The organism is Flavobacterium sp. WC2421 (genome assembly GCF_040822115.1).
GTDB lineage: Bacteria > Bacteroidota > Bacteroidia > Flavobacteriales > Flavobacteriaceae > Flavobacterium.
In genome coordinates, this window is the sequence record NZ_CP162004.1 from 461,011 (window position 1) to 483,036 (window position 22,026).

Below are 22,026 nucleotides of genomic sequence, written 5' to 3' on the forward strand. Positions count from 1 at the left end.
TTGAAACAATTACATTTGCTTGAAAGGCTCTCCATAACAAAACCAAAAAAATAAAAAATGATTGCTATTGAATTATTAGAAAAATATGGCGCCGTAAAAAAAAGATATGACAAAGCCTCCACTATATTTGAAGAAGGAAAACTGCCTACACATTATTATCAAATTCTTTCTGGCGAAGTGAAAATGAACAATTATAATGACGATGGACGTGAATTTATTCAAGGTTTTTTTTATGAAAATCAATGTTTTGGAGAACCTCCTTTATTCCTAAATCGAGTTTATCCAGCTAGTGCAGTTGCCTTAGAAAATACCGAATTGATTTGCATCACTAAAGAATGCTTTTTAGAATTGCTCGCTAATAATCCTGCAATAAGCATAACAATAATTGAAAACTTAGCACAGCGATTGTACTATAAATCAGTAATGGCAGCTGAAATATCTTCTGAAGAACCCGAACATAGAGTCTTAACACTCATTGATTATGCGATTGCTAATTTTAATTTAAAAAAATCCCAACATGGATATCTAATCAATTTTACTAGGCAACAAATTGGTGATTTAACGGGACTTCGAGTAGAAACCGTTATTCGAGCTATTAAGTCTTTAGAAAAAAAAGGGCTCTTAAAAATTATTAATCGAAAGGTCTACCGTTAAGTTGCCCTTTATGATTTGAATCATAAATAAAACGAGTCCCATACATCTAACTTTGTCATATTAAATTTTTACACTATGACACTTTATAAAAATACATTAGAGAATTTCGACAAAAATTTTATTGGTTTTTCAACTTTAGCCATATTAGGACAAAGCTGTCTCGGTGGAGCTGCAGCTATGATGATATTAGCAAATGGAACTTCTTTTGGACAGATGATTCAACTTAGTATTATTGTACTAATTTGCATGCTAGTGAACACTTCTATTTTAGCACAAATGAAACACAAACTAATTTTTAATCTAATTATTGCAAGTACTATTCTAAGCACTTTATTGATTGTATTAAATAATCTTTAATAATGAAAAAGACTATTGATAACCGAGCTGACATTTCACTTTTAGTCACCACTTTTTACAAGAAAATAAGAGCTGATAGTGAAATAGGTTTTTATTTTAATGACACCATACTTAACTGGGAAGAACATGTAACAAAACTGACCGATTTTTGGGAAACCAATTTATTTGCGGTCAAAAAGTACAGCGGAAACCCAATACTGGCTCACAATACAATCGACAAGTTATTTACTAACCAAATATCATCACACGAATTTGGCATTTGGCTGAATTTATGGTTTGAAACCTTAGACGAGTTATTTTTAGGAGAGAATGTGGATATTCTAAAAAGAAGAGCCCGAAAAATGAGTACTTTTCTTTATATGAATATGTTCGAAAGCCGAACTAAAGTGTAGTTCATTTATACCGTTTTGCAACACATATTACTTTTTCTCAAAAGCATACACAAGCCCAAAGTCTTCTATTTCTTCGTGAAATATTTTAAAATCTTTCACTAACTTATCAAAGTGAAGTTCTGCTCTTAATTCTTTATCATGTAAACGGAAGGCTTTGACTTTAATATGATCCTTGAAACTAATTCCCTTTTCATTTCTAATTTTAAAAATAGCTTCTTTGGCTCCCCAAATCACAGTAAGTTTTTTTATGTATTCTTCGTGATTTTTTATATCTAAATAGTTGAACTCTTCATCAGCAAATTTATCAGCGATGCGAATGATTTTTTCTCTTTGTAGCTCAATATCGATGCCTACGGTTTCATCACTCAGAATAATAGCTGAAAAATGGTGGGAATGTGTAATAGAAATGTATTTACCATCTATAAGATGTGGCTTCCCAAACTCATCGTAATACAAGTCTAAATCATTATAACCTGCCTCTTGCAAGAGTTTACGAACGCTTAAAAAACCCCGTTGATGCAAGTCGGATTTCATATTATCAAGTCGGATACGGTTTTTCATGTTTAACACAACTTCCCCATGGAGTTCATCAAAAGATTCGGTGATTTTCCAAACCAGAATTTTAGTATTTATCCCAACGCTTGGGGAGAAGTTTATGGTCTTGTATAAAGGCATGATTCTATATCGTGATTTTTAGCCCCGATGGCAACGGCATCCTTTTTATCTTGAAAATTGTTTTAGTTTACCAAAACAAGTTCAAGATAAAAAGATATAGTGAACAGCGGGATTAGCTCCTGAAAATGAAGCTAAACAGTCTTTAAATTATTATTTTACTGATTTTTAAAAGATTACACTATTAAACAATTCATAAATATAAGTGAATCCTTTTTAAATCATAAGTTATTACGTAAATTTGCAAAAAATTACAATACAAATATACTATAAATGAGTACTACAACTATGCCTTTTGTGGCTTTCAAAGTAAAAGACATCTCTCTAGCAGCCTGGGGAAGAAAAGAAATTGAACTAGCTGAAGCTGAAATGCCAGGTTTAATGGCACTTCGCGCTGAATACAAAGACGAACAACCTCTTGCTGGTTCTCGTATTGCTGGATGTTTACACATGACGATTCAAACTGCAGTTTTAATAGAGACTTTGATTGCTCTTGGCGCTGAAGTGACTTGGTCTTCTTGTAACATTTTCTCAACTCAAGATCAAGCTGCTGCTGCTATCGCTGCTGCAGGAATTCAAGTATACGCTTGGAAAGGTTTGAACGAAGAAGATTTTGACTGGTGTATTGAGCAAACATTATTCTTTGGTGAAGATAGAAAACCATTGAACATGATTCTTGATGATGGTGGAGATTTGACAAACATGGTTATTGACCGTTACCCAGAATTAGTTGCTGGAATAAAAGGATTGTCTGAAGAGACTACAACTGGAGTTCATAGACTTTACGAAAGAGTAAAAGCAGGAACTTTACCAATGCCTGCAATCAATGTTAATGACTCGGTTACTAAATCGAAATTTGACAACAAATACGGATGTAAAGAATCTGCAGTTGATGCTGTACGTCGTGCAACTGATATTATGCTTGCTGGTAAAAGAGTAATCGTTTGTGGATATGGTGACGTAGGAAAAGGTACTGCTGCTTCTTTTAGAGGTGCTGGATCTATTGTTACAGTTACTGAAATTGATCCAATTTGTGCTTTACAAGCTGCAATGGACGGTTTTGAAGTTAAAAAATTAAATACTGTTGTTGGAAATGCTGATATCATCATCACAACAACTGGAAATAAAGATATCGTTCTTGGTTCTCACTTTGAGCAAATGAAAGACAAAACTATCGTTTGTAACATTGGACATTTTGATAACGAAATTGCTGTTGCTTGGTTAAACACTAACCACGGAGCTTCTAAAGTTGAAATCAAACCACAAGTTGATAAATATACAATTAATGGTAAAGATATCATCCTTTTGGCTGAAGGTCGTTTAGTAAACCTTGGTTGTGCTACAGGTCACCCAAGTTTTGTAATGAGTAACTCATTTACTAACCAAACTTTGGCTCAAATCGAATTGTGGAAAAATAGCGCAAATTACGACAATGACGTATACATGTTACCAAAACACTTAGACGAGAAAGTAGCAATGCTTCACTTGGCTAAATTAGGAGTTGAATTGGAAACTTTACGTGACGATCAAGCGGCTTACATTGGTGTTCCAGTTGATGGACCATTCAAACCAGAATATTACAGATACTAATTAATTGTAAATTAGCGATTGCTGATTATAATTTTAGATTTATAGAAACCCTTGCAAGAAACTGAACTAAATTCAGTTTGAATGCGAGGGTTTTTTGTTTTTGGGCGAGACCCTACGTAAAAACTTCGGGTCGGGCTATTCACTATATCTTTTATTTCTTCCCGAAGTTTCGAGACGAAATAAAAGGATACCGCTACTATCCCTTTCGCAGTTCCCACGAGCTAGGGAATCCCTTCCTGCACAGATTTTCACGTAGGACTGCAGTGAGGCTCTGCAATTACGCAACGCTTTGACACAAACAATTTTTACAATCAAAAAAATCCATTTCCCGTTCAGCCACCCTCTCCTTTGGCAAAGGACTGGGAATTATCCACAAAAAAACCCGCTTCTTTCGAAACGGGTTTTTAATAAATTGAGAAAATCAATTATGCTTCAACTTCAAATGGAAGTATAGAAACGTATGATTTGTTGTCTCTTTTCTTTTGGAACTTTACAATTCCAGGTACTCTAGCATGTAGTGTGTGATCTTTACTGATGTAAACATTTTCACCTGGATTGTGCTTAGAACCTCTTTGTCTTACGATGATGTTCCCTGCAATAGCAGCTTGTCCTCCAAAAATCTTAACGCCTAAACGTTTTGATTCTGATTCTCTACCATTCTTGGAACTACCGACACCTTTCTTGTGAGCCATGACGTATTAGTTTTATATTGTTAATAAATTAATTAAACCGCTTTACCGCCGTTTAATTCATCTTGTAATTTTTTTAATTCATCCATTTTACCATCTGCAGCTAATTGAGCTTGTTGAGCCCAAGTAGTTGGATCTAAATGAGATAATTTAGATTCTGACGCTTCTAAAATTGCTTTTACAGCATCAGCACTTGTTTTTGCTAATTTAGAGAATGTTGCAATCCCAGCAGCAACTAACGCTTCTGCAGCTTTTGGTCCAACTCCTTCAATTAATTTCAAATCATCCGCTTTCTTAGCTGCTTTTGGAGCCTTAGCTTCAGCAACTTTTTCAGCTTTTGGAGCTGCTTTCTTTGTACCAGACGCAGAAATACCTTCAATTACAATTTGAGTAAGATACTGTCTATGACCGTTTCTCTTTTTGTACCCTTTTCTTCTTTTCTTTTTGAAAACGATAACTTTATCTCCTTTTAAGTGTTGTAACACTTTAGCTTCTACTGAAGCACCTTCTATAGCTGGGGCGCCTAAAGTGATTGTTCCATTGTCATCTAATAAAAGAACTTTGTCAAAAGAAACTTTTGAACCTTCTTCATTAGTCAAACGATGAACATAAACCTTTAAGTCTTTGCTTACTTTAAATTGTTGCCCTGCTATCTCTACGATTGCATACATACCGAATTGATTTATTGATTTTTAAGGTTGCAAATATACAATTTATTTTTTACCATGCAATCACTTAAAGGAAAAAATGTTTTCATCTCTTTTCTCCCCATTTTCAAGACTTTAGAAACATAAAATACCATTCATTTAAACAACAATTAAAAACAATTGTACTTTCATCCTTAAAAAAAAGGTATTTTTGAAGTAACAATAATCAACTTTAAATAACTTATTGTAAATACATTTTTATTAATCTTTATGAAAAAATCAATAATGGTATTAAGTTCTGCCCTTATGCTTGGTGGAGTAGCAACTGCCCAAAAAATAGCTTTTGAAGAATATGATCTTGATAACGGAATGCATGTTATTTTGCATCACGACCCTACAGCACCGGTAGTTATCACCTCCGTAATGTACCATGTGGGCTCAAAAGACGAAAATCCTGAAAAAACAGGTTTTGCCCATTTTTTTGAACACTTATTATTTGAAGGAACTGCCAATATAAAACGCGGAGAATGGTTTAAAATTGTAGCTTCAAATGGAGGTACTAATAATGCCAACACTTCTGACGACCGAACCTATTATTACGAAGTCTTCCCTTCCAATAATTTGGAATTGGCTCTTTGGATGGAATCCGAAAGATTGATGCACCCTATAATCAACCAAATAGGTGTTGATACACAAAACGGAGTTATAAAAGAAGAAAAAGCATCCCGTTATGACAATCGCCCTTATGGAAAAATCATAAACGTAGTAAAAGAGCACCTGTTTATTAACCATCCTTACAGATGGTCCACCATTGGCTCCATGGAACATTTAGATACCGCTACATTGGAAGATTTTCAAGCTTTTAATAAAAAGTTCTACACCCCTAATAATGCTGTACTGGTTGTTGCAGGAGATTTTGAAAATGCAATTACTAAAGAATGGATTCAAAAATACTTTGGAACTATCAAAAGAGGAGAAGAAATACAAAAACAAGTTTTCACCGAAAAACCGATTACACAAACTATTAAAGCAACTTATCATGATCCAAATATCAAGATCCCAATGCTTGTCGCCGCATATAGAACGCCTTCAATGAAAACCAGAGACGCAGTTGTTTTGGATTTCATTTCTGCTTATTTAAGCGATGGTAAAAGTTCAAAATTGTACAAGAAAATTGTTGACCAAAAAAAAATCGCCTTACAAATTGGAGCCGTTAATCTTAGCGAAGAAGATTACGGAATGTATATTTTATATGGTCTACCAATGGGCACTAATTCATCTGAAGATTTATTAAGAGAAATAGATGAAGAAATCCTAAAAATACAATCTGAATTAATTACTGACAAAGACTATCAAAAACTATTGAATCAATTTGAGAATCAAAATGTAAATAACAATTCTAATGTAGAAGGTGTTGCCGAAAATCTAGCCAAGTATTATTTGCTTTATGGTGACATTCATTTAATAAATAATGAGATTGATATTTACCATTCTATTACCCGAGAGGAGATTCGAACAGTGGCTAAAAAATACTTAAATCCAAACCAACGATTATTATTGGATTACGTTCCCGCTACTGAAACAGCACAGAACTAAGATAATCATGAAAAAAATAAGAATTACACTCATCCTTTTGTTTATAACAGGAATTATGCAAGCACAAGATCGCCCACAACCCAAAGCCGGAAAAGCTCCAGTGGTAAACATAAAAAAACCACAAACTTTCTTTTTGGCAAATGGACTTAAAGTCATGGTAGTCGAAAACCACAAATTACCAAAAGTTACTTTTAATCTTACGATAGACAATCCCCCATTTGCCGAAGGCGATAAAAAAGGGGTAGATGAACTTTGCAGTTATTTAATAGGAAGCGGAAGTACTAAAATAACCAAAGATGACTTTAATGAAGAAGTAGACTTTCTTGGTGCCAATATTAGTTTTAACTCCCATGGCGCATACGCGAGTTCTCTTTCTAAATATTCGGGGCGCATTTTAGAACTACTTTCTTATGGCGCTTTGTACCCTGATTTCACTCAAGAAGAATTTGATAACGAAAAAGCCAAACTTCTTGAAAATCTTAAATCCCAAGAAAAAAGCGTTCCTGCTATTGCCAATAGAGTCATTGACGCCTTAGCATTTGGAGAAAAACATCCATCTGGAGAATACATTACTGAGGAAACTATAAACAATGTGACTCTTGCAGATGTTGAAGCTAACTACACAAACTATTTTGCTCCTGAGAACGGTTATTTAGTAATCATCGGCGATGTCAAATTCAAAGAAATAAAACCAATTGTCGAAAAGCTTTTTGGAACTTGGAAAAAAAGGAATACTCCTAAATTAACTTATACTGCACCACAAAACGCACCTTTTACTCAAATAAATTTTGTAGACGTCCCTAGTGCTTCACAATCTGAAATTTCATTAGTCAACACCATAAATTTAAAAATGGGAGACAAGGATTTTTTCCCCGCAGTTATTGCTACCTATATATTAGGAGGAGGCTTCAATAGTTACCTAAATATGAACTTACGAGAAGAACACGGCTGGACGTATGGCGCTAATGCTATTATAGGTGCCGGTAAATATGTGTCCAAATTAAGATCAGCATCATCCATTAAAACTAGCGTTACAGATAGCGCAGTCGTTGAATTTATAAAAGAAATCAAAAGAATCCGAACCGAAAAAGTGTCCGTACAAGCACTTAACGAAGTCAAAGCGGGCTATATTGGTCGTTTTGTAATGCAGGTCGAAAAACCACAGGCCGTTGCACGATATGCATTAAACATTGAAACGGAAGAACTACCAAAAGATTTTTACGAAAACTACATCAAAACAATAAATGCGGTAACCCCAGAAGATGTACTACAAGCTGCTAACAAGTATTTTTTAATTGACAATACTCGAATCATTATTGCTGGTAAAGGAGCCGAAGTAATCCCTGGCTTAGAAAAACTCAATATCCCTATATCCTATTTTGATAATTATGGAAACTCCATAGAGAAACCGAATTACAAATAAAAAAATAGTGCTCTTTTTAAAACACAAAGGCGGTCTAGAAAGACGGCCTTTGTTGTTTATATCATATTCAAAAGAGCAGCTACTACTTTTTCGCCGATAAATACACTCCTATTAAAATAATGAATGCACCAAAAAACTGTACAGGTGTCAACATTTCATTATCTAATAACCCCCAAAAGAAAGCCACAACTGGAATCAAATAAGTCACTGAAGTTGCAAAAACGGGTGATGAAATTTGGATTAATTTAAAAAATAAAATATTAGCAATCCCAGTTCCTACTACACCCAAGATCATAATGAAATAAACCGAATGCTGTACTTTTTCAACTGCTAGCACATCATAAAATCCTGTAAAATACAGAATTGTTAATGCGGGAAATATTAGAAATAAAAAATTTCCCGTTGTTATACTAAGCGGAGCTAAATCAGACAGAAATCGTTTGATTAGATTTACGTTGACAGCATAGCAAAGTGAAGCAATAACAACCAAAATAGCATAATAATAATTTTGATCCGGATGGTTCATTGCTCCGTTAAAAACGAGAAGTAAACTCCCAACCAATCCAATAAAAACACCCCAGACCTGTCTTCTTTGAAAATTAACACCAAACACTAAAGCACCCAAAATCAACGTATTTAAAGGAGTTAATGAGTTTAGAATCGAACTTACTGAACTATCAATTTCTGTTTGCGCTAATGCAAAAAGAAAAGCAGGAACAAAAGTCCCAAATACCGAGGTTAGAGCAATATATTTCCATTTCTCTTTAGGGATCTTTGACAAACTTTTAAAACCAATCAACAACAAAAAAATGGCAGCAAATATAATTCGTAATGAACCCACTTGAATCGCGGACAACCCTATTAATCCTTTTTTAATTAGAATAAAAGAACTCCCCCAAACCAAAGAAAGCACCAATAAATAACCCCATTTTAATTGTTTTGATTCCATATCTGTAATTTTACCCCAAAATTGTAACAATTTTATGAATAGACTGCCTTTTTTTAATTTATTTTAGAAATAAATTACAACTCCCATCAAATAAGTACAATACAATATCACAGCTAATTGCTCTCAGAAAAATTGAATCAGAAATTTGAAACAACTATCTATCAAAAATAACTTTGAAACATGCTACCTAGCATTTTACTCAAAAAAAAAGCGTCTCAATTGAGAAGCTTTTATATGAAAATTTATTTCCATTTTAAGGTTTCCAGCAGTCTTTGCATGTCATTTTTCACATAACTAGCTGCAGGCATAATGGAATCAAAATTAGGTTTTGCGTAGAAATAGATAGAACCCGTTACAAAATGCTTAATACTGTCAGTAGCATAAAACTGAGAATTCGTAGCCGCATTCCCATCTACTTGATAAAACATTCCAAACACTTTTTTTTGCGGGTTCAAATAGGGTTGCTCTAATATATCATCGGCTTTTATAACATGCTCATAAGTTAGTTTTTGAGCATCCCTCAATAACTTATTAATATTGTTATTTACAGGCTTATAAGTCAGATAAATAGTTGCTTTCATTTTTGGATAGGTAATCGTAAAACCACAATCCTTTTCTCCTTTTATAACAGCTTCTGAATTCATTTCAAAAGTAAACGGGCACTTATTTTCAAAACCCACATATTTAGCCACTGGATAATCCAAACGCAAATAGCTTGATGGTTTAGGAATAACATCATCTTTACAACTTGAAAAAAGAAGTACCCCTGAAAATAAAATTAAAAACACTACTGCTGTTTTAAACTTTATAGGTGCTGTTTTAAAATTAAGCATCAATTGTAACTTTTATTTGTTTTATACGTTTCTTATCTACAGTTTCAATAGTAAACAAACAGTTTCCATATGAAATTTTTTGTCCTTTATTTGGGAAGTTCCCAGAGATTTCGAGGATAAATCCAGCCAACGTTTCGGCTTCCCCTTTTTTAATTTCAAATAGATCTTCATCAACATCTATAATTCGGTAGAAATCTTTAAGATTTATCTTCCCTTCAAAAATATAATTTTTATCATCTAACTGAGAAAAATTAACCCCTTCGTCATCAAACTCATCACTAATATCACCAACAATTTCCTCTATTACATCTTCCAAAGAAACCAAACCAGAAGTCCCTCCATATTCATCAACAACTATAGCCAAATGGCTTTTCATATTTTGAAAATCTTTCAACAAATTGTCTAATTTTTTATTTTCTGGTACAAAAAACGGCTCTCTAATTAATGTAGCCCAATCAAAATCAGTAGTATTTAAGTGTGGTAATAAATCTTTTACAAAAAGTACCCCTTCAATTTGATCTACATTATCTCTATAAACAGGAATTCTAGAATACCCTTTTTCAATAATTTTAGCATATATTTCACTAAAGGTTTCAGTTATTTCCAAAGCAAAAATATCAATCCTAGGACTCATTACCTGCTTTGTATCTGTATTTCCAAAAGAAACAATTCCTTCAAGAATTTTTTGTTCCTCAGATGAAGTTTCGTCAGATGAAGTAAGCTCTAATGCTTGTGATAATTGATCCACAGAAAAACTAGTTTTTTGCTTTCCTAATTTATTATGTAAATACACCGTGGCCTGACGCATTGGAATACTTAATGGCGAAAGTAACTTGTCAAGTATTACTATTGGATAAGCAACACCTTTAGCAAATTTAATATTATTTCTACTTGCATATACTTTGGGCAAGACCTCTCCAAATAGTAATAATAAAAAGGTCACAACTATTACTTCTAATATAAATTTTAAAATAGGAGAACTGATTGCCGCAAATAAGTCATTCCCAATAAATGAAAATAAAATTACTACTCCAATATTAATAAAGTTATTAGCGACAAGAAGTGTAGCCAGTAATTTTTTTGGCCTTCCTAAAAGGTCAGACAAAATTCTCCCTTTGGAGGCATTTCCCTGTATTGCTTCATCAATATCTTTTTGAGATAAGGAAAACAAGGCAACTTCGGCTCCAGAAACTAATGCAGAGCAAAAAAGCAATACAAATATTCCGGCAAAACCAAACACTAGATCAGTATCTAATGTATAGGCAAAATTTAAACTGGGCTCTGGGTCCAAATTAAAAAAGATTAGTTAAACAATTAAAACGGCAAATCATTGATTGGTAAGCCGTTATTCTGTGGGTCAAAGTTAGTGTTTTTTGTCGATTCTTGAATGGGAATTTGCTTGTTGTTTTCTCCATCCTTTTTTGTGGATAAAAAAGTGAACTCTGTAACCTGTATTTCAGTAGTGAATTTTGTTACACCTTCCTCCGTTTGCCATTGACGTGATTTAATTCGACCTTCTACGTAAATTTTATCTCCTTTCGAAAGATATTTTTCGCAAAGCTCAGCAGCTTTATTACGCACTACCAAATTATGCCACTCTGTAGAAGTTATTTTTTCATTAGTCGTTTTATTTATATAGACTTCATTTGTTGCCAATTGAAACCGTCCAATACAATTTCCTCCATCAAAATAGTGCATTTTCACTTCATCACCAAGATGCCCAATAAGCATCACCTTATTTAACGTTCCGTTCATTTTATTTATTATGGTATTTCTATCAAAGATACATTTTTTACAAACCAAATATTATTCCTTTTCAATAAAATTATGAATCACTATTGGAAAAGGGAACGTCTTTAAAGCAACATTGTCAACCCCATTTTCAATCACCCCTTTTACTTTAATTTTCCAGAACTTAATATATAGGTGTTGATGTGATAATTTATGAATTATACTTTCAGCATTACACTCCATTATACTGACAACCTCATTATTCTTAAAAAAATCATTTTTCACCTGCATGGCTACATATTCAAAATCTTCCACCTTATCCGTTTCAATAACTGGAAATTCATATAGATTTTGCCAAATCCCTTTTGAAGTTCTCTTTTGGATTAGCGTATCCTCACGCTCATCAGAAACCACTAAATAATTAAAATAACGATTTCTAACTTTTAGTTTCTTAGACTTAACAGGCAATTGGTCTACTTTGTTTTTTTGTAAGGCTGCACAACTTTCGTTAAAAACACAAATGTTGCAATTAGGACTTTTAGGCACACATTGTAAAGCACCAAACTCCATAATTGCCTGATTAAAGGTTGCCGGATTATCTTTAGGCATTAATTCAAAAGCCAAAGCGGCAAACTCTTTTTTGGCGGAAGCCAAAGCGATATCCGTTTCAATATCAAAATAACGAGATAATACTCGAAACACATTTCCATCTACAACAGGAACCGTTTCATTATAGGAAAAAGAAGCTATGGCCGCTGCAGTATATTCGCCAACTCCTTTCAACTTCAATAACTCATTATAAGTATCAGGAAAAATTCCTGATAAATCATTAGCTACATATTGCGCAGTTTTATGTAAATTGCGAGCACGGGAATAATACCCTAAACCTTGCCATAGTTTCAAAACCTGTTCTTCATCGGCTTTAGCCAAATCAAATACAGTAGGAAATGCTGTAGTAAAAGACAGAAAATAAGGCATTCCTTGCGCTACTCGAGTCTGTTGCAACATGATTTCAGAAAGCCAAATAAAGTAAGGATTGGTGGTATTTCTCCAAGGTAAATCACGTTTATTTTGTAAATACCATTGAATTAGCAAGTTAGAAAAAATCATTATTAAATATTTGTTTGCAAAAGTAAAAGTTTATATGATTAAAATTTAACGAATTAGCTTGATTTATTGTTTTTTAAATTCCTATATTTGCACACTCAAAAAAATTATTACAATATAATAAATAAGGAAAGAAAATGACGAAAGCAGATATCGTAGCAAAAATTTCAGAAAAATTAGGTCTTGAAAAAGGTGATGTTCAAGCAACAGTAGAGACTTTTATGAATGAAGTTAAAAATTCATTAGAAACTGGAGACAATGTTTATTTAAGAGGTTTTGGAAGTTTCATTGTGAAAACAAGAGCTGAGAAAACTGGTAGAAATATTTCTAAAAATACCACAATAAAAATTCCTGCACATAACATTCCTGCATTCAAACCTGCAAAAGTTTTTGTAGAAGGAGTAAAAATAAATAACGAAGCAAAATAATATTAATTAATCATAAAATCAACACAATATGCCAAGTGGTAAAAAAAGAAAGAGACATAAGGTAGCAACTCACAAACGTAAAAAAAGAGCGAGAGCTAACCGTCACAAAAAGAAAAAGTAGTTTATAACTACTTTTTTCTTTTTAAACGTTCATTGAAATCGAAAATTAGTATTCAGTCGTCAGTTTTTAGTATTCAGTTTACTGATCACTTATTACTGCAAACTGCCAGCTAGTTTTCTCCGGGTTCAATACCTGTTAAAATTATTGTTTAATCCATCCTTACAATTCAGTTATGAATTATGAGTTAAGAGTTTTTAAAACTTTAAACTTTATATTAAAACTAAAAGTTTGGATAAAAATTTACAGATGAATAAAGAATTGATCATTAGATCTAGTTCTGATTTCGTAGATTTTGCCTTATTAAAAGATGGAAAACTAATTGAATTACACAAGGAAGAAGAAAAAAGCAATTTTCAAGTTGGAGATATTTTTATCGCCAAAATTAGAAAACCCGTTGCTGGACTTAATGCCGCTTTTGTAAATGTAGGCTTCGAAAAAGATGCTTTTTTACATTATCACGATTTGGGTCCAAATTTATCTTCCCAACTGAAATTCATAAAACTTGTAAGCGCAGGTAAATTAAAAGATTTCTCCCTAAAAAACTTTCAGTTTGACAAAGAGATTGATAAAGATGGTACTATTACAGATGTAATAAATGCCAATCAATCTATCCTTGTACAAGTCGTAAAAGAACCAATATCTACTAAGGGTCCAAGAATTAGCGCTGAGCTTTCTCTTGCCGGACGTTTTATTGTTCTAGTCCCATTTTCTGATCGCGTCTCTATTTCTCAAAAGATAGAAGACAAAAAAGAAAAAGACAGACTAAAAAAACTTGTACATTCAATCAAACCCAAAGGTTTTGGTGTTATTGTTCGCACAGTAGCAGAAGGCAAAAATACAGCCGAATTAGAAAAAGATTTGCAGAACCTGCTAAGCAGATGGGATGCAATGTGTAAAAAATTACCAACTGCTCATCATCCATCCAAAATATTAGGAGAGCTTAATAGAGCTTCTTCGATATTAAGAGATGTTTTTAATGATACCTTTAGTGGTATTCAAATTGATGATGAAGAGTTGTACAACCAAACTAAGGATTATTTGCAAGAAATTGCACCATCCAAACAATCAATTGTTAAGTTTTATCAATCAAACGATACACCAATTTTTGAGAAATACAATATAGAGAGACAAATCAAGACTTCATTCGGGAAAACAGTATCCATGAGTAAAGGGGCTTATCTTATTATTGAACATACTGAAGCTTTGCACGTTATTGACGTAAACAGCGGAAACCGTTCTAATAAAGCTACCAACCAAGAAGACACTGCCATGGAAGTCAACATGATAGCTGCTGCTGAAATCGCTAGACAATTGCGTCTACGTGATATGGGTGGTATTATTGTAATTGATTTTATCGATATGTCTAATCCAGAAAATCGTAAAGTTTTGTTCGACTTCTTGAGAGAAGAAATGAGCGATGACAAAGCGAAACATAAAATCTTACCTCCTAGTAAATTTGGATTAGTCCAGATTACAAGACAAAGAGTAAGACCAGAAGTAAATATAAAAACTAGAGAAGAAGATCCAAACGATGTTAAAGGCGAAATTGAAGCGCCAATTTTAATTATCGACCGAATCAATTCTGATTTAGAAAGAGTTTTAAAAACCCACAAAGATGTTGTACTTAATGTACATCCATTTGTGGCAGCATACCTTACCAAAGGTTTTCCATCATTACGTTCAAAATGGTTTTTTGAACATAAGAAGTGGGTGAAAATCATACCTCGTGACGCTTACACGTATTTAGAATATCATTTCTTTGACAAAAAAGGAAATGCTATAAAAGACTAAACAAAAAACCGCCTTTCGTGAGATTGGCGGTTTTTTTGTGCGTCATTGCGAGATTATTCGAAACAATCTGTAATTTATAATTTATTTGTTTTTAAGAGCTACTTCCAGCTATACGCTGCAATCTTTTTATTTTTAAAGAAAAAATAAAAAGGATTTCCACTGCTATCTGGGCTAAAGTAATTTCATTATCAATACAATTACCTTCTCTCCAGAACGAACAAAAAACAAATTGCAATTCAGTTGAAGATCTTAAAAACAAGAAAACTGTTCCTATAAACTAGAGTTATCTACTTATAAATCAATAGTCACTAACAAATTTAGTTGTTTTGCCATTTTAATATTCGGCGCTTTCTCTGAAGAAAAATTGTTGTAAAAAACACCCCTGATAATGCCATCACAACTCCAACTAAATTAGGAGTTGCGTAGCTTAAGCCAGCGACTAGAGGCAAACCACCAAGAAAGGCACCTAATGCATTACCCACATTAAATGCGGCTTGAATTGCAGCCGAAGCAATCATCTCTGAGCCAACAGCCGTTTTAATCATCAGCATTTGAATAGGAGCTCCTATAGAGAATGAAATACATCCAGTAGTAAATACTAACAACAAACTCACATATTGGTTTGAAGAGAATAAATAGACTAAGATTAAATCAACCGACAGAAATAGAAGAATCGATATAATTGTAATTTCAGGAGAAAATTGATCGGTCAACTTCCCTCCTATTAAATTTCCTATAACCATCCCAAGCCCAGCTAAAACCAATATATATGAAACATCTGAAGCAGAGAATTGTGACACTTCTGTGAGCAACGGAGCGATATAGCTAATCCAACAAAATAATCCTCCAGTTCCGATGGCTGTAATTAAAATAACCAACCAAGCTTCCGGTCTCTTAAAAAATTGCAATTGACTCTTAACTGTTTGTTTTGCTCTAGCTTCTAAATTTGGCATCCAAAAGTAAAGAGCAACAAATGTGATCATACCAATAAAAGCAATTATTATAAAAGTATAACGCCAAGCAAAATGATGTCCTATATAAGTTCCAATAGGCACCCCAGCAAGATTGGCAATCGTTAAACCAGAAAACATAATTGATATAGCTTGCGCTTCTTTCCCTTTATCGGCAAGACGAGTAGCAACCACGGCACCAACACCAAAAAAAGCTCCATGTGGCAATCCAGAAAGCAAACGTGAAATAAACAGCAAACTATAAGATGGTGCAATTATAGATAATGAATTAAAAAAAGCAAGCATTGCTGCTAATATCAGCAATATCTTCTTTGGCGGCTCATTTCTCGCTATTATTACAATTAAGGGCGCACCAATAACAACACCTAAGGCATAAGCCGAAATTAAATATCCAGCAACTGGAATGGATATTTTTAAATCAGAGGCGATATCAGGCAATAGTCCCATCATTACAAACTCTGTTATTCCTATTGTTAGCCCACCCAACAAAAGAGAAAAAAGACTTTTTTTCATGTAAAAAAAATTAATTATTTGAATATGCAGCTTTTTTTAAAATAAGCTGCAATTAGATTTTGCAAATTTATTTATTAAGCAATGGAATAAATTGTAGATTTACACTATAAACTTGTAGTTATCCGTTATGAAAAAGTTAAATCAATTTGAGTCATTAGTTATTGATGAATTTGAAGAAGAAAAGTTTCACCTCCCAACGCATAGTCACACCTATTACGAAATCATCTACATCTTAAAAGGAAACGGAATTCATCATTTAAACAAAAATCTATTACCCTATAGAGCTGGAGATTTATTTGTGATTTCACCTGATGATGAACATTATTTTGACATTAAAAAAAGTACTCGATTTGTCTTTATAAAATTCACCGACACTTATTTTAACTCAAACAAAAAACTTTCTTGTGACGAGTTTCTTCTAAACACACCAGAGAATTTCATGCGAGACCAATCTCTAAAAGAAAATGTTTTGAGATTCGATGAAACTTGCAAAATAATACTAAAAAATACAATCGAAAACATCACTAAGTACAATTGCAAAACAAACATTTCAAGTTCACCAATCATTTTCTATCAAATACTTTCTATTTTTGGACTAATCAAGGAAACTATGCGCGGCATGAATATGCAAATCACAGGAAACGCTATTGATAACGATCAAATCATTTCCTATATTCATCAAAACATTTACAATCCAAAACTAGTTCAAATCAAAACAATTGCCAATCATTTCAATATATCCCATACGTATTTTGGTACTTATTTTAAACGCAATTTTTCTCTAACTTATAGAGACTATATCAATAACCTAAAAATACAACTAATTGAAAAAAGAATAATTCATAAACAACTATCAATCAAACAAATTGCATATGAATTTGGTTTTACTGATGAAAGTCATCTCTCAAATTATTATAAAAAACAAAGAAATAGGAAACCCAGTGAGATTAAAAAGGATTAAATCATAAATCAAAGTCAATTTAATTAGAGTCTTTATTTTCACCTTCTAAGAACGACACTATATTAACTGTTTATTCCCTATATTAGTTGCCTAACTATAGCTAAACTACTAGACAAGACCAACATTAATGTTGAATTTTTGATAAGATTAAAATAAATACTATGAACTATTTTGTTTTTTTTCTAGGAATCATTCTCCTTTTGGTAACTACTTCCGATTTAATAAATACATCATTATCCGTTCGTGGAGCCGGTTTTATTTCAAAAAGGTTATCCAAATCTATTTGGAGTCTATTATTGGTCATTAATAAAAAAACAGGACGCAAAAAAGTTTTAGAACTTGGAGGAGCTTTTATTTTAGTTTCGATTCTGATTAACTGGCTTTTTCTTATATGGATATCGGCTAGCTTGTTGTTCATTAGTGATCCTAATTCAATTATGAATGTTGAAACAAATTCGAAAACGACAATTATTAATAAGATTTATTATACTGGCTATACACTATCTACTTTAGGTTTAGGTGACATGGAATCCTCAGGTGAATTTTGGGACATACTTACTGCCATACTTTCTTTTACAGGTTTGATTTTGATTTCTATAGCGATTACCTATTTAATTCCAGTGGTTTCAGCTGAAATAATGAAAAGAAAAATAAGTGTTTATATCAATACACTTGGTGGATCGGCAGAAGAAATTCTATTGAATTATTGGAATGGAAAAGATTTTAAAGAGCTGGAACAACCTTTTATAAGCCTCATAGATTCTATCATTTTACACGCCCAAAATCATAAAGCCTATTCTGTCTTGCACTTTTTTCATTCCTCAGACAGAAAAGAAGCCTTTGTTCTCAATCTTACGAACCTTGACGAGATGCTTACTATATTACTTTATAATATTCCAGTAGACCAACGACCTTCAAAAAACATTCTTATTAGATTGAGGAAAGCCATTTCTAGCTATCTCGTTACTCTTCCAGCCACTTTTATAGTACCTGGTAAAGAAATCCCACCCATACTAAAACTTACAGCCCTTGAGAATAAAGGAATAAAAATTATATCCGGTGAAAAGGTAGATTTAGAATATGAAAAACTAAAAACCAGACGTCAATTATTACTGTCACTTATTAAAGATGATGGCTGGGAGTGGGCTGATCTAAAAACCAGCGGCTATAATCATGCAATAAATACGGGAGAAACTTACTAAATACTTGTCTAACCTTTAATCAAATTATCGCTTTTGGGTTTTTAAAAAATCACTTCCTTTTTCCAGCAAAAAACCGCTTCATCAATTCGGCAGCTTCATCTGCTAGAACACTATGAACAACAGTTGTTTTTGGGTGTAGTTGCGTTCCCATTTTTTGAAAACCGCGCTGCAAATCACTGGCTCCAAAAACAATTTTAGAAATCTGGCTCCAATACAAAGCTCCGGCACACATCTGGCAAGGCTCCAGCGTAACATAAAGCGTGCAATCTTTCAAATATTTTCCCCCAAGATAATTAGCCGCTGCCGTTATGGTTTGCATTTCAGCATGTGCCGTCACATCGTTCAATAATTCTGTCAAATTATGAGACCGGGCTATAATTGTATTATTAATCACAATAATGGCACCAACAGGAATTTCTCCTTTTTCAAAAGCTATTTCGGCCTCATTCAAAGCCTTTTTCATAAAATATTCGTCGGTGAAAATGTTTTCCATAATAATAGCTACAAATTCACAAATTTTAAATTCTTTGTGAATCATCCTTATGTTTGTTAATCTTTATCTAACAACTTTTTTATCGAATGTAAAAATACAATTTCAAATCGTACATTTGCTTTATGTCAGCTAATTTACTTTCAAAGATAAATACCCCAACCGATTTACGCCAACTTGACGAAGCGCAACTTCCTCAGGTAGCCAAAGAATTACGTGATTTTATAATTGATATTGTATCCGTAAAAGAAGGACATCTGGGTGCTAGCTTAGGTGTTATCGAACTTACCATTGCCTTGCATTATGTATTCAATACTCCAGAAGATTTATTGATTTGGGATGTAGGTCATCAAGCGTACGGACATAAAATATTGACTGGTAGAAGAGAAACTTTTCATACCAATAGGCAATTAGGCGGTATATCTGGCTTCCCTAAAAGAAGTGAAAGCATCTATGATGCCTTTGGCGTAGGCCACTCCTCTACTTCCATTTCAGCAGCTTTAGGAATGGCAATTGCTTCAAATTTAAACGGAGACTTTGAAAAACAACACATAGCAGTCATTGGGGACGCCTCCATCGCCTCCGGAATGGCTTTTGAAGGATTAAATCATGCTGGCGTTACCGATGCTAATTTATTGGTAATTCTTAATGATAATGCTATTGGCATCGACCCTAGTGTAGGAGCTTTAAAAAACTATCTAACTGCTGTAAAAGAAGGAAAGAATCCAAGACAAAACAACATGATTAAGTCCCTGAATTTTGACTATTCAGGACCTATTGATGGTCATGATATTTTTGCAGTTATCAAAGAACTAAAACGATTACAAAAAATAAAAGGCCCAAAATTCCTTCATGTGATAACTACAAAAGGAAAAGGGCTAAAACAAGCTGAGGAAGATCAGGTAAAATACCATGCTCCAGGAAAATTTGATGCAAAATCAGGAGAAATTCATTTAAAGTCGGAAGAAAATCTTGCTCCAAAATACCAAGATGTTTTTGGTTTAACCGTATTAGATTTAGCCAGAAAAAATAAAAAAATTATAGGTATCACACCAGCTATGCCCTCAGGAAGTTCCCTAAAATTTATGATGGAAGCACTTCCTGAACGTGCTTTTGATGTTGGAATTGCAGAGCAACATGCAGTAACACTTTCAGCAGGAATGGCTACTCAAGGCATGATCGTTTTTTGTAATATATACTCGACCTTTTTACAGCGCGCTTACGACCAAGTGATTCATGATGTCGCAATACAAAACTTACCTGTTATATTTTGTTTGGATCGTGCTGGTTTAGTTGGCGAAGATGGCGCAACGCATCATGGTGTTTTTGATATTTCGTATTTACGCTGTATTCCAAATATGATTATTTATGCCCCTTTAAATGAAATTGCCCTTCAAAACATTTTATACACTGCCCAGTTAGGTCTAAAAAACCCTATCGCTATTCGCTATCCTAGAGGCCGTGGCGTAACCCCCGATTGGCAATCCAAATATTTAGGAAATTATGAAGAAATCGAAATTGGAAAAGCAACTTGTTTAAAAAAGGGAAGCGAAGTAGCCGTACTTTCTAATGGAACCATCGGGAAAAATGTCATCGAGGCTTTGGATAATTTAAATAATCCAGAAACAATCTCCCATTTTGACTTTCCTTTCGTTAAACCTTTGGACGAAAAGGAACTACACTCTATTTTTAAACAATCAAAATCAATTATAACAATAGAAGATGGATCTATAATTGGAGGTTTCGGAAGTGCCATTTTAGAATTTGCATCTCAAAATAATTATAACCTAAAAATAGACACATTAGGGATTCCTGATAAGTTTATTGAACAAGGAAGTGTGCTACAACAACAACAAATTTGCAAAATTGACGTTAAAAATTTAGAAATAATTTTTTCAAGTAAATGAAAATAATTATTTTGCGCCCACTAACTAAAAAAACCTATGTTTAAATTACTATCATTCACCTGTTTATTAATTTTAATTTCAATAAATAGTTACTCACAAAAAATCATAACTACATTAATTCCTCCACAACCAATAAAAGACACCGCTTCACATTGGGTAAAGAAAAATAGAATTGGATTTGACATCTCCGAAATTGCTTTTGTGAATTGGAATGCTGGGGGAACCAGTTCTATTTCCGGTTTATTAAAAACAAAATTTAACCGAGTATATACTAAGGACAATTACAATTGGTCAAACGAACTTATTATGCGTTACGGCTTAAACAAACAAGATGGGATTGAACTTCGTAAAACTGATGATGTATTCCAATTTAATTCTGCTTTTGGCTATAGAAATGACACTATTTCAAACTGGTATCATACAGCAAAATTTAATTTTAACACTCAGTTTACTGATGGTTACTCCTACCCAAATAAAGAGATTTCCGTTTCAAAACCTTTTGCTCCAGCTTATGTGTTCTTAGGTTTAGGAGCTGAATATGCTACTAAAAAGAAAGACAGAATGCTTTATCTTTCTCCATTCACCTCTAAAATGACTTTTGTTTTAGACCAAAGGCTAGCCAATCAAGGATCATTTGGGGTTGAAAAAGCAATATATGACATCAACGGAAATCTAATTAGACAAGGAGAAAAATCAAAAATAGAACTTGGAATATTAGTAACTGGTTTGTACAAAAAAGAGGTGGTTAAAAACGTAACGCTAGAAAATCGCGTGAGTCTTTACTCTGATTACATCAATAAATTTGGGAATATTGATGTAGATTATGATTTAGTTTTGGATTTAGTCGTAAACGAACACATACGCACAAATATAGGAGCACATATTATTTATGATGATGATATTAAAGCAAAAGAAGATGTTAATGGAGAGCAAATTACTGTAGGTCCAAAAACACAACTAAAACAAACTCTAGGAGTTGGTCTTGTTTATGATTTTTAGTGA

General features: G+C 33.3%; 22 protein-coding genes. 12 read left to right on the forward strand and 10 right to left on the reverse strand.

Annotated features, from left to right (window positions below; all coding sequences use genetic code 11):
- The first annotated feature begins 57 nt into the window (after nt 1-57).
- The 3 genes from AB3G33_RS02085 (at nt 58) to AB3G33_RS02095 (ending at nt 1,403) form a co-directional block, all read left to right on the forward strand.
- A complete protein-coding gene (locus AB3G33_RS02085; RefSeq protein WP_367772262.1) occupies nt 58-654 on the forward strand; it encodes a Crp/Fnr family transcriptional regulator in 597 nt (198 codons plus the stop codon).
- A gap of 75 nt (nt 655-729) precedes the next feature.
- Nucleotides 730-1,011 (forward strand): hypothetical protein, encoded by a 282-nt coding sequence (locus tag AB3G33_RS02090; protein WP_367772264.1) that lies wholly within the window; start codon nt 730-732, stop codon nt 1,009-1,011.
- A 2-nt stretch (nt 1,012-1,013) separates the two neighbouring features.
- Nucleotides 1,014-1,403, forward strand: coding sequence for a group III truncated hemoglobin (locus AB3G33_RS02095; RefSeq protein WP_367772266.1), 390 nt, complete (start codon nt 1,014-1,016; stop codon nt 1,401-1,403).
- A 27-nt stretch (nt 1,404-1,430) separates the two neighbouring features.
- Here AB3G33_RS02095 and AB3G33_RS02100 read toward each other — a convergent pair whose 3' ends face one another.
- Complete coding sequence (locus tag AB3G33_RS02100) at nt 1,431-2,078, reverse strand: 4'-phosphopantetheinyl transferase superfamily protein (RefSeq protein WP_367772268.1); 648 nt, start codon at nt 2,076-2,078, stop codon at nt 1,431-1,433.
- A gap of 270 nt (nt 2,079-2,348) precedes the next feature.
- On the opposite strand from AB3G33_RS02100, the gene ahcY reads away from it, so the two are divergent.
- A complete protein-coding gene (gene ahcY, locus AB3G33_RS02105) occupies nt 2,349-3,665 on the forward strand; it encodes an adenosylhomocysteinase (protein WP_367755510.1) in 1,317 nt (438 codons plus the stop codon).
- A gap of 425 nt (nt 3,666-4,090) precedes the next feature.
- Here ahcY and rpmA read toward each other — a convergent pair whose 3' ends face one another.
- Both rpmA and rplU read right to left on the reverse strand, forming a co-directional pair.
- On the reverse strand, nt 4,091-4,357 hold the full coding sequence (rpmA, locus tag AB3G33_RS02110) for a 50S ribosomal protein L27 (RefSeq protein ID WP_007137428.1): 267 nt from the start codon (nt 4,355-4,357) through the stop codon (nt 4,091-4,093).
- Nucleotides 4,358-4,389: 32 nt separating this feature from the next.
- Nucleotides 4,390-5,025 (reverse strand): 50S ribosomal protein L21, encoded by a 636-nt coding sequence (gene rplU / locus AB3G33_RS02115; protein WP_367772270.1) that lies wholly within the window; start codon nt 5,023-5,025, stop codon nt 4,390-4,392.
- 246 nt (nt 5,026-5,271) lie between these two features.
- Between rplU and AB3G33_RS02120 the strand changes: the two genes are divergently transcribed.
- A complete protein-coding gene (locus tag AB3G33_RS02120) occupies nt 5,272-6,597 on the forward strand; it encodes a M16 family metallopeptidase (protein ID WP_367772272.1) in 1,326 nt (441 codons plus the stop codon).
- A 7-nt stretch (nt 6,598-6,604) separates the two neighbouring features.
- Nucleotides 6,605-8,020, forward strand: coding sequence for a M16 family metallopeptidase (locus AB3G33_RS02125; RefSeq protein ID WP_367772274.1), 1,416 nt, complete (start codon nt 6,605-6,607; stop codon nt 8,018-8,020).
- A gap of 82 nt (nt 8,021-8,102) precedes the next feature.
- Here the strand turns inward: AB3G33_RS02125 and AB3G33_RS02130 are convergent, their stop codons facing one another.
- From AB3G33_RS02130 to mutY, 5 genes are all read right to left on the reverse strand, one after another.
- Nucleotides 8,103-8,969, reverse strand: a complete 867-nt coding sequence (locus tag AB3G33_RS02130; RefSeq protein ID WP_367755518.1) for a DMT family transporter — start codon at nt 8,967-8,969, stop codon at nt 8,103-8,105.
- A 242-nt stretch (nt 8,970-9,211) separates the two neighbouring features.
- Complete coding sequence (gene gldD, locus AB3G33_RS02135; RefSeq protein WP_367772276.1) at nt 9,212-9,802, reverse strand: gliding motility lipoprotein GldD; 591 nt, start codon at nt 9,800-9,802, stop codon at nt 9,212-9,214.
- Complete coding sequence (locus AB3G33_RS02140) at nt 9,795-11,093, reverse strand: gliding motility-associated protein GldE (protein ID WP_367772277.1); 1,299 nt, start codon at nt 11,091-11,093, stop codon at nt 9,795-9,797. The genes gldD and AB3G33_RS02140 overlap by 8 nt, the downstream gene beginning before the upstream one ends.
- A gap of 23 nt (nt 11,094-11,116) precedes the next feature.
- Entirely contained in the window at nt 11,117-11,557 is a 441-nt protein-coding gene (locus AB3G33_RS02145) for a single-stranded DNA-binding protein (RefSeq protein ID WP_367755526.1), read from the reverse strand.
- Between the two features lie 51 nt (nt 11,558-11,608).
- Nucleotides 11,609-12,643: an A/G-specific adenine glycosylase gene (mutY, locus tag AB3G33_RS02150; protein ID WP_367772279.1), complete on the reverse strand. Its 1,035-nt coding sequence runs from the start codon at nt 12,641-12,643 to the stop codon at nt 11,609-11,611.
- 134 nt (nt 12,644-12,777) lie between these two features.
- Between mutY and AB3G33_RS02155 the strand changes: the two genes are divergently transcribed.
- Nucleotides 12,778-13,068 (forward strand): HU family DNA-binding protein, encoded by a 291-nt coding sequence (locus AB3G33_RS02155; protein ID WP_016989051.1) that lies wholly within the window; start codon nt 12,778-12,780, stop codon nt 13,066-13,068.
- Between the two features lie 367 nt (nt 13,069-13,435).
- On the forward strand, nt 13,436-14,980 hold the full coding sequence (locus AB3G33_RS02160; protein WP_367772281.1) for an Rne/Rng family ribonuclease: 1,545 nt from the start codon (nt 13,436-13,438) through the stop codon (nt 14,978-14,980).
- A 317-nt stretch (nt 14,981-15,297) separates the two neighbouring features.
- Here the strand turns inward: AB3G33_RS02160 and AB3G33_RS02165 are convergent, their stop codons facing one another.
- Nucleotides 15,298-16,464 carry an MFS transporter gene (locus tag AB3G33_RS02165; RefSeq protein WP_367772283.1) on the reverse strand — a complete coding sequence of 389 codons (1,167 nt, stop codon included), beginning with the start codon at nt 16,462-16,464 and terminating at the stop codon, nt 15,298-15,300.
- Nucleotides 16,465-16,591: 127 nt separating this feature from the next.
- Here AB3G33_RS02165 and AB3G33_RS02170 point away from each other — a divergent pair, with 127 nt between their 5' ends.
- Nucleotides 16,592-17,425 carry an AraC family transcriptional regulator gene (locus tag AB3G33_RS02170; protein WP_367772285.1) on the forward strand — a complete coding sequence of 278 codons (834 nt, stop codon included), beginning with the start codon at nt 16,592-16,594 and terminating at the stop codon, nt 17,423-17,425.
- 161 nt (nt 17,426-17,586) lie between these two features.
- The gene (locus AB3G33_RS02175) at nt 17,587-18,627 is read left to right on the forward strand and encodes an ion channel (protein ID WP_367772287.1); all 1,041 of its coding nucleotides are present in this window, start codon (nt 17,587-17,589) and stop codon (nt 18,625-18,627) included.
- Between the two features lie 49 nt (nt 18,628-18,676).
- Here the strand turns inward: AB3G33_RS02175 and AB3G33_RS02180 are convergent, their stop codons facing one another.
- Nucleotides 18,677-19,120 (reverse strand): nucleoside deaminase, encoded by a 444-nt coding sequence (locus AB3G33_RS02180; protein ID WP_367774071.1) that lies wholly within the window; start codon nt 19,118-19,120, stop codon nt 18,677-18,679.
- Between the two features lie 122 nt (nt 19,121-19,242).
- On the opposite strand from AB3G33_RS02180, the gene AB3G33_RS02185 reads away from it, so the two are divergent.
- Both AB3G33_RS02185 and AB3G33_RS02190 read left to right on the forward strand, forming a co-directional pair.
- Nucleotides 19,243-21,024: a 1-deoxy-D-xylulose-5-phosphate synthase gene (locus AB3G33_RS02185; protein ID WP_367772288.1), complete on the forward strand. Its 1,782-nt coding sequence runs from the start codon at nt 19,243-19,245 to the stop codon at nt 21,022-21,024.
- Between the two features lie 36 nt (nt 21,025-21,060).
- On the forward strand, nt 21,061-22,023 hold the full coding sequence (locus tag AB3G33_RS02190; protein ID WP_367772289.1) for a DUF3078 domain-containing protein: 963 nt from the start codon (nt 21,061-21,063) through the stop codon (nt 22,021-22,023).
- Nucleotides 22,024-22,026: the final 3 nt, after the last annotated feature.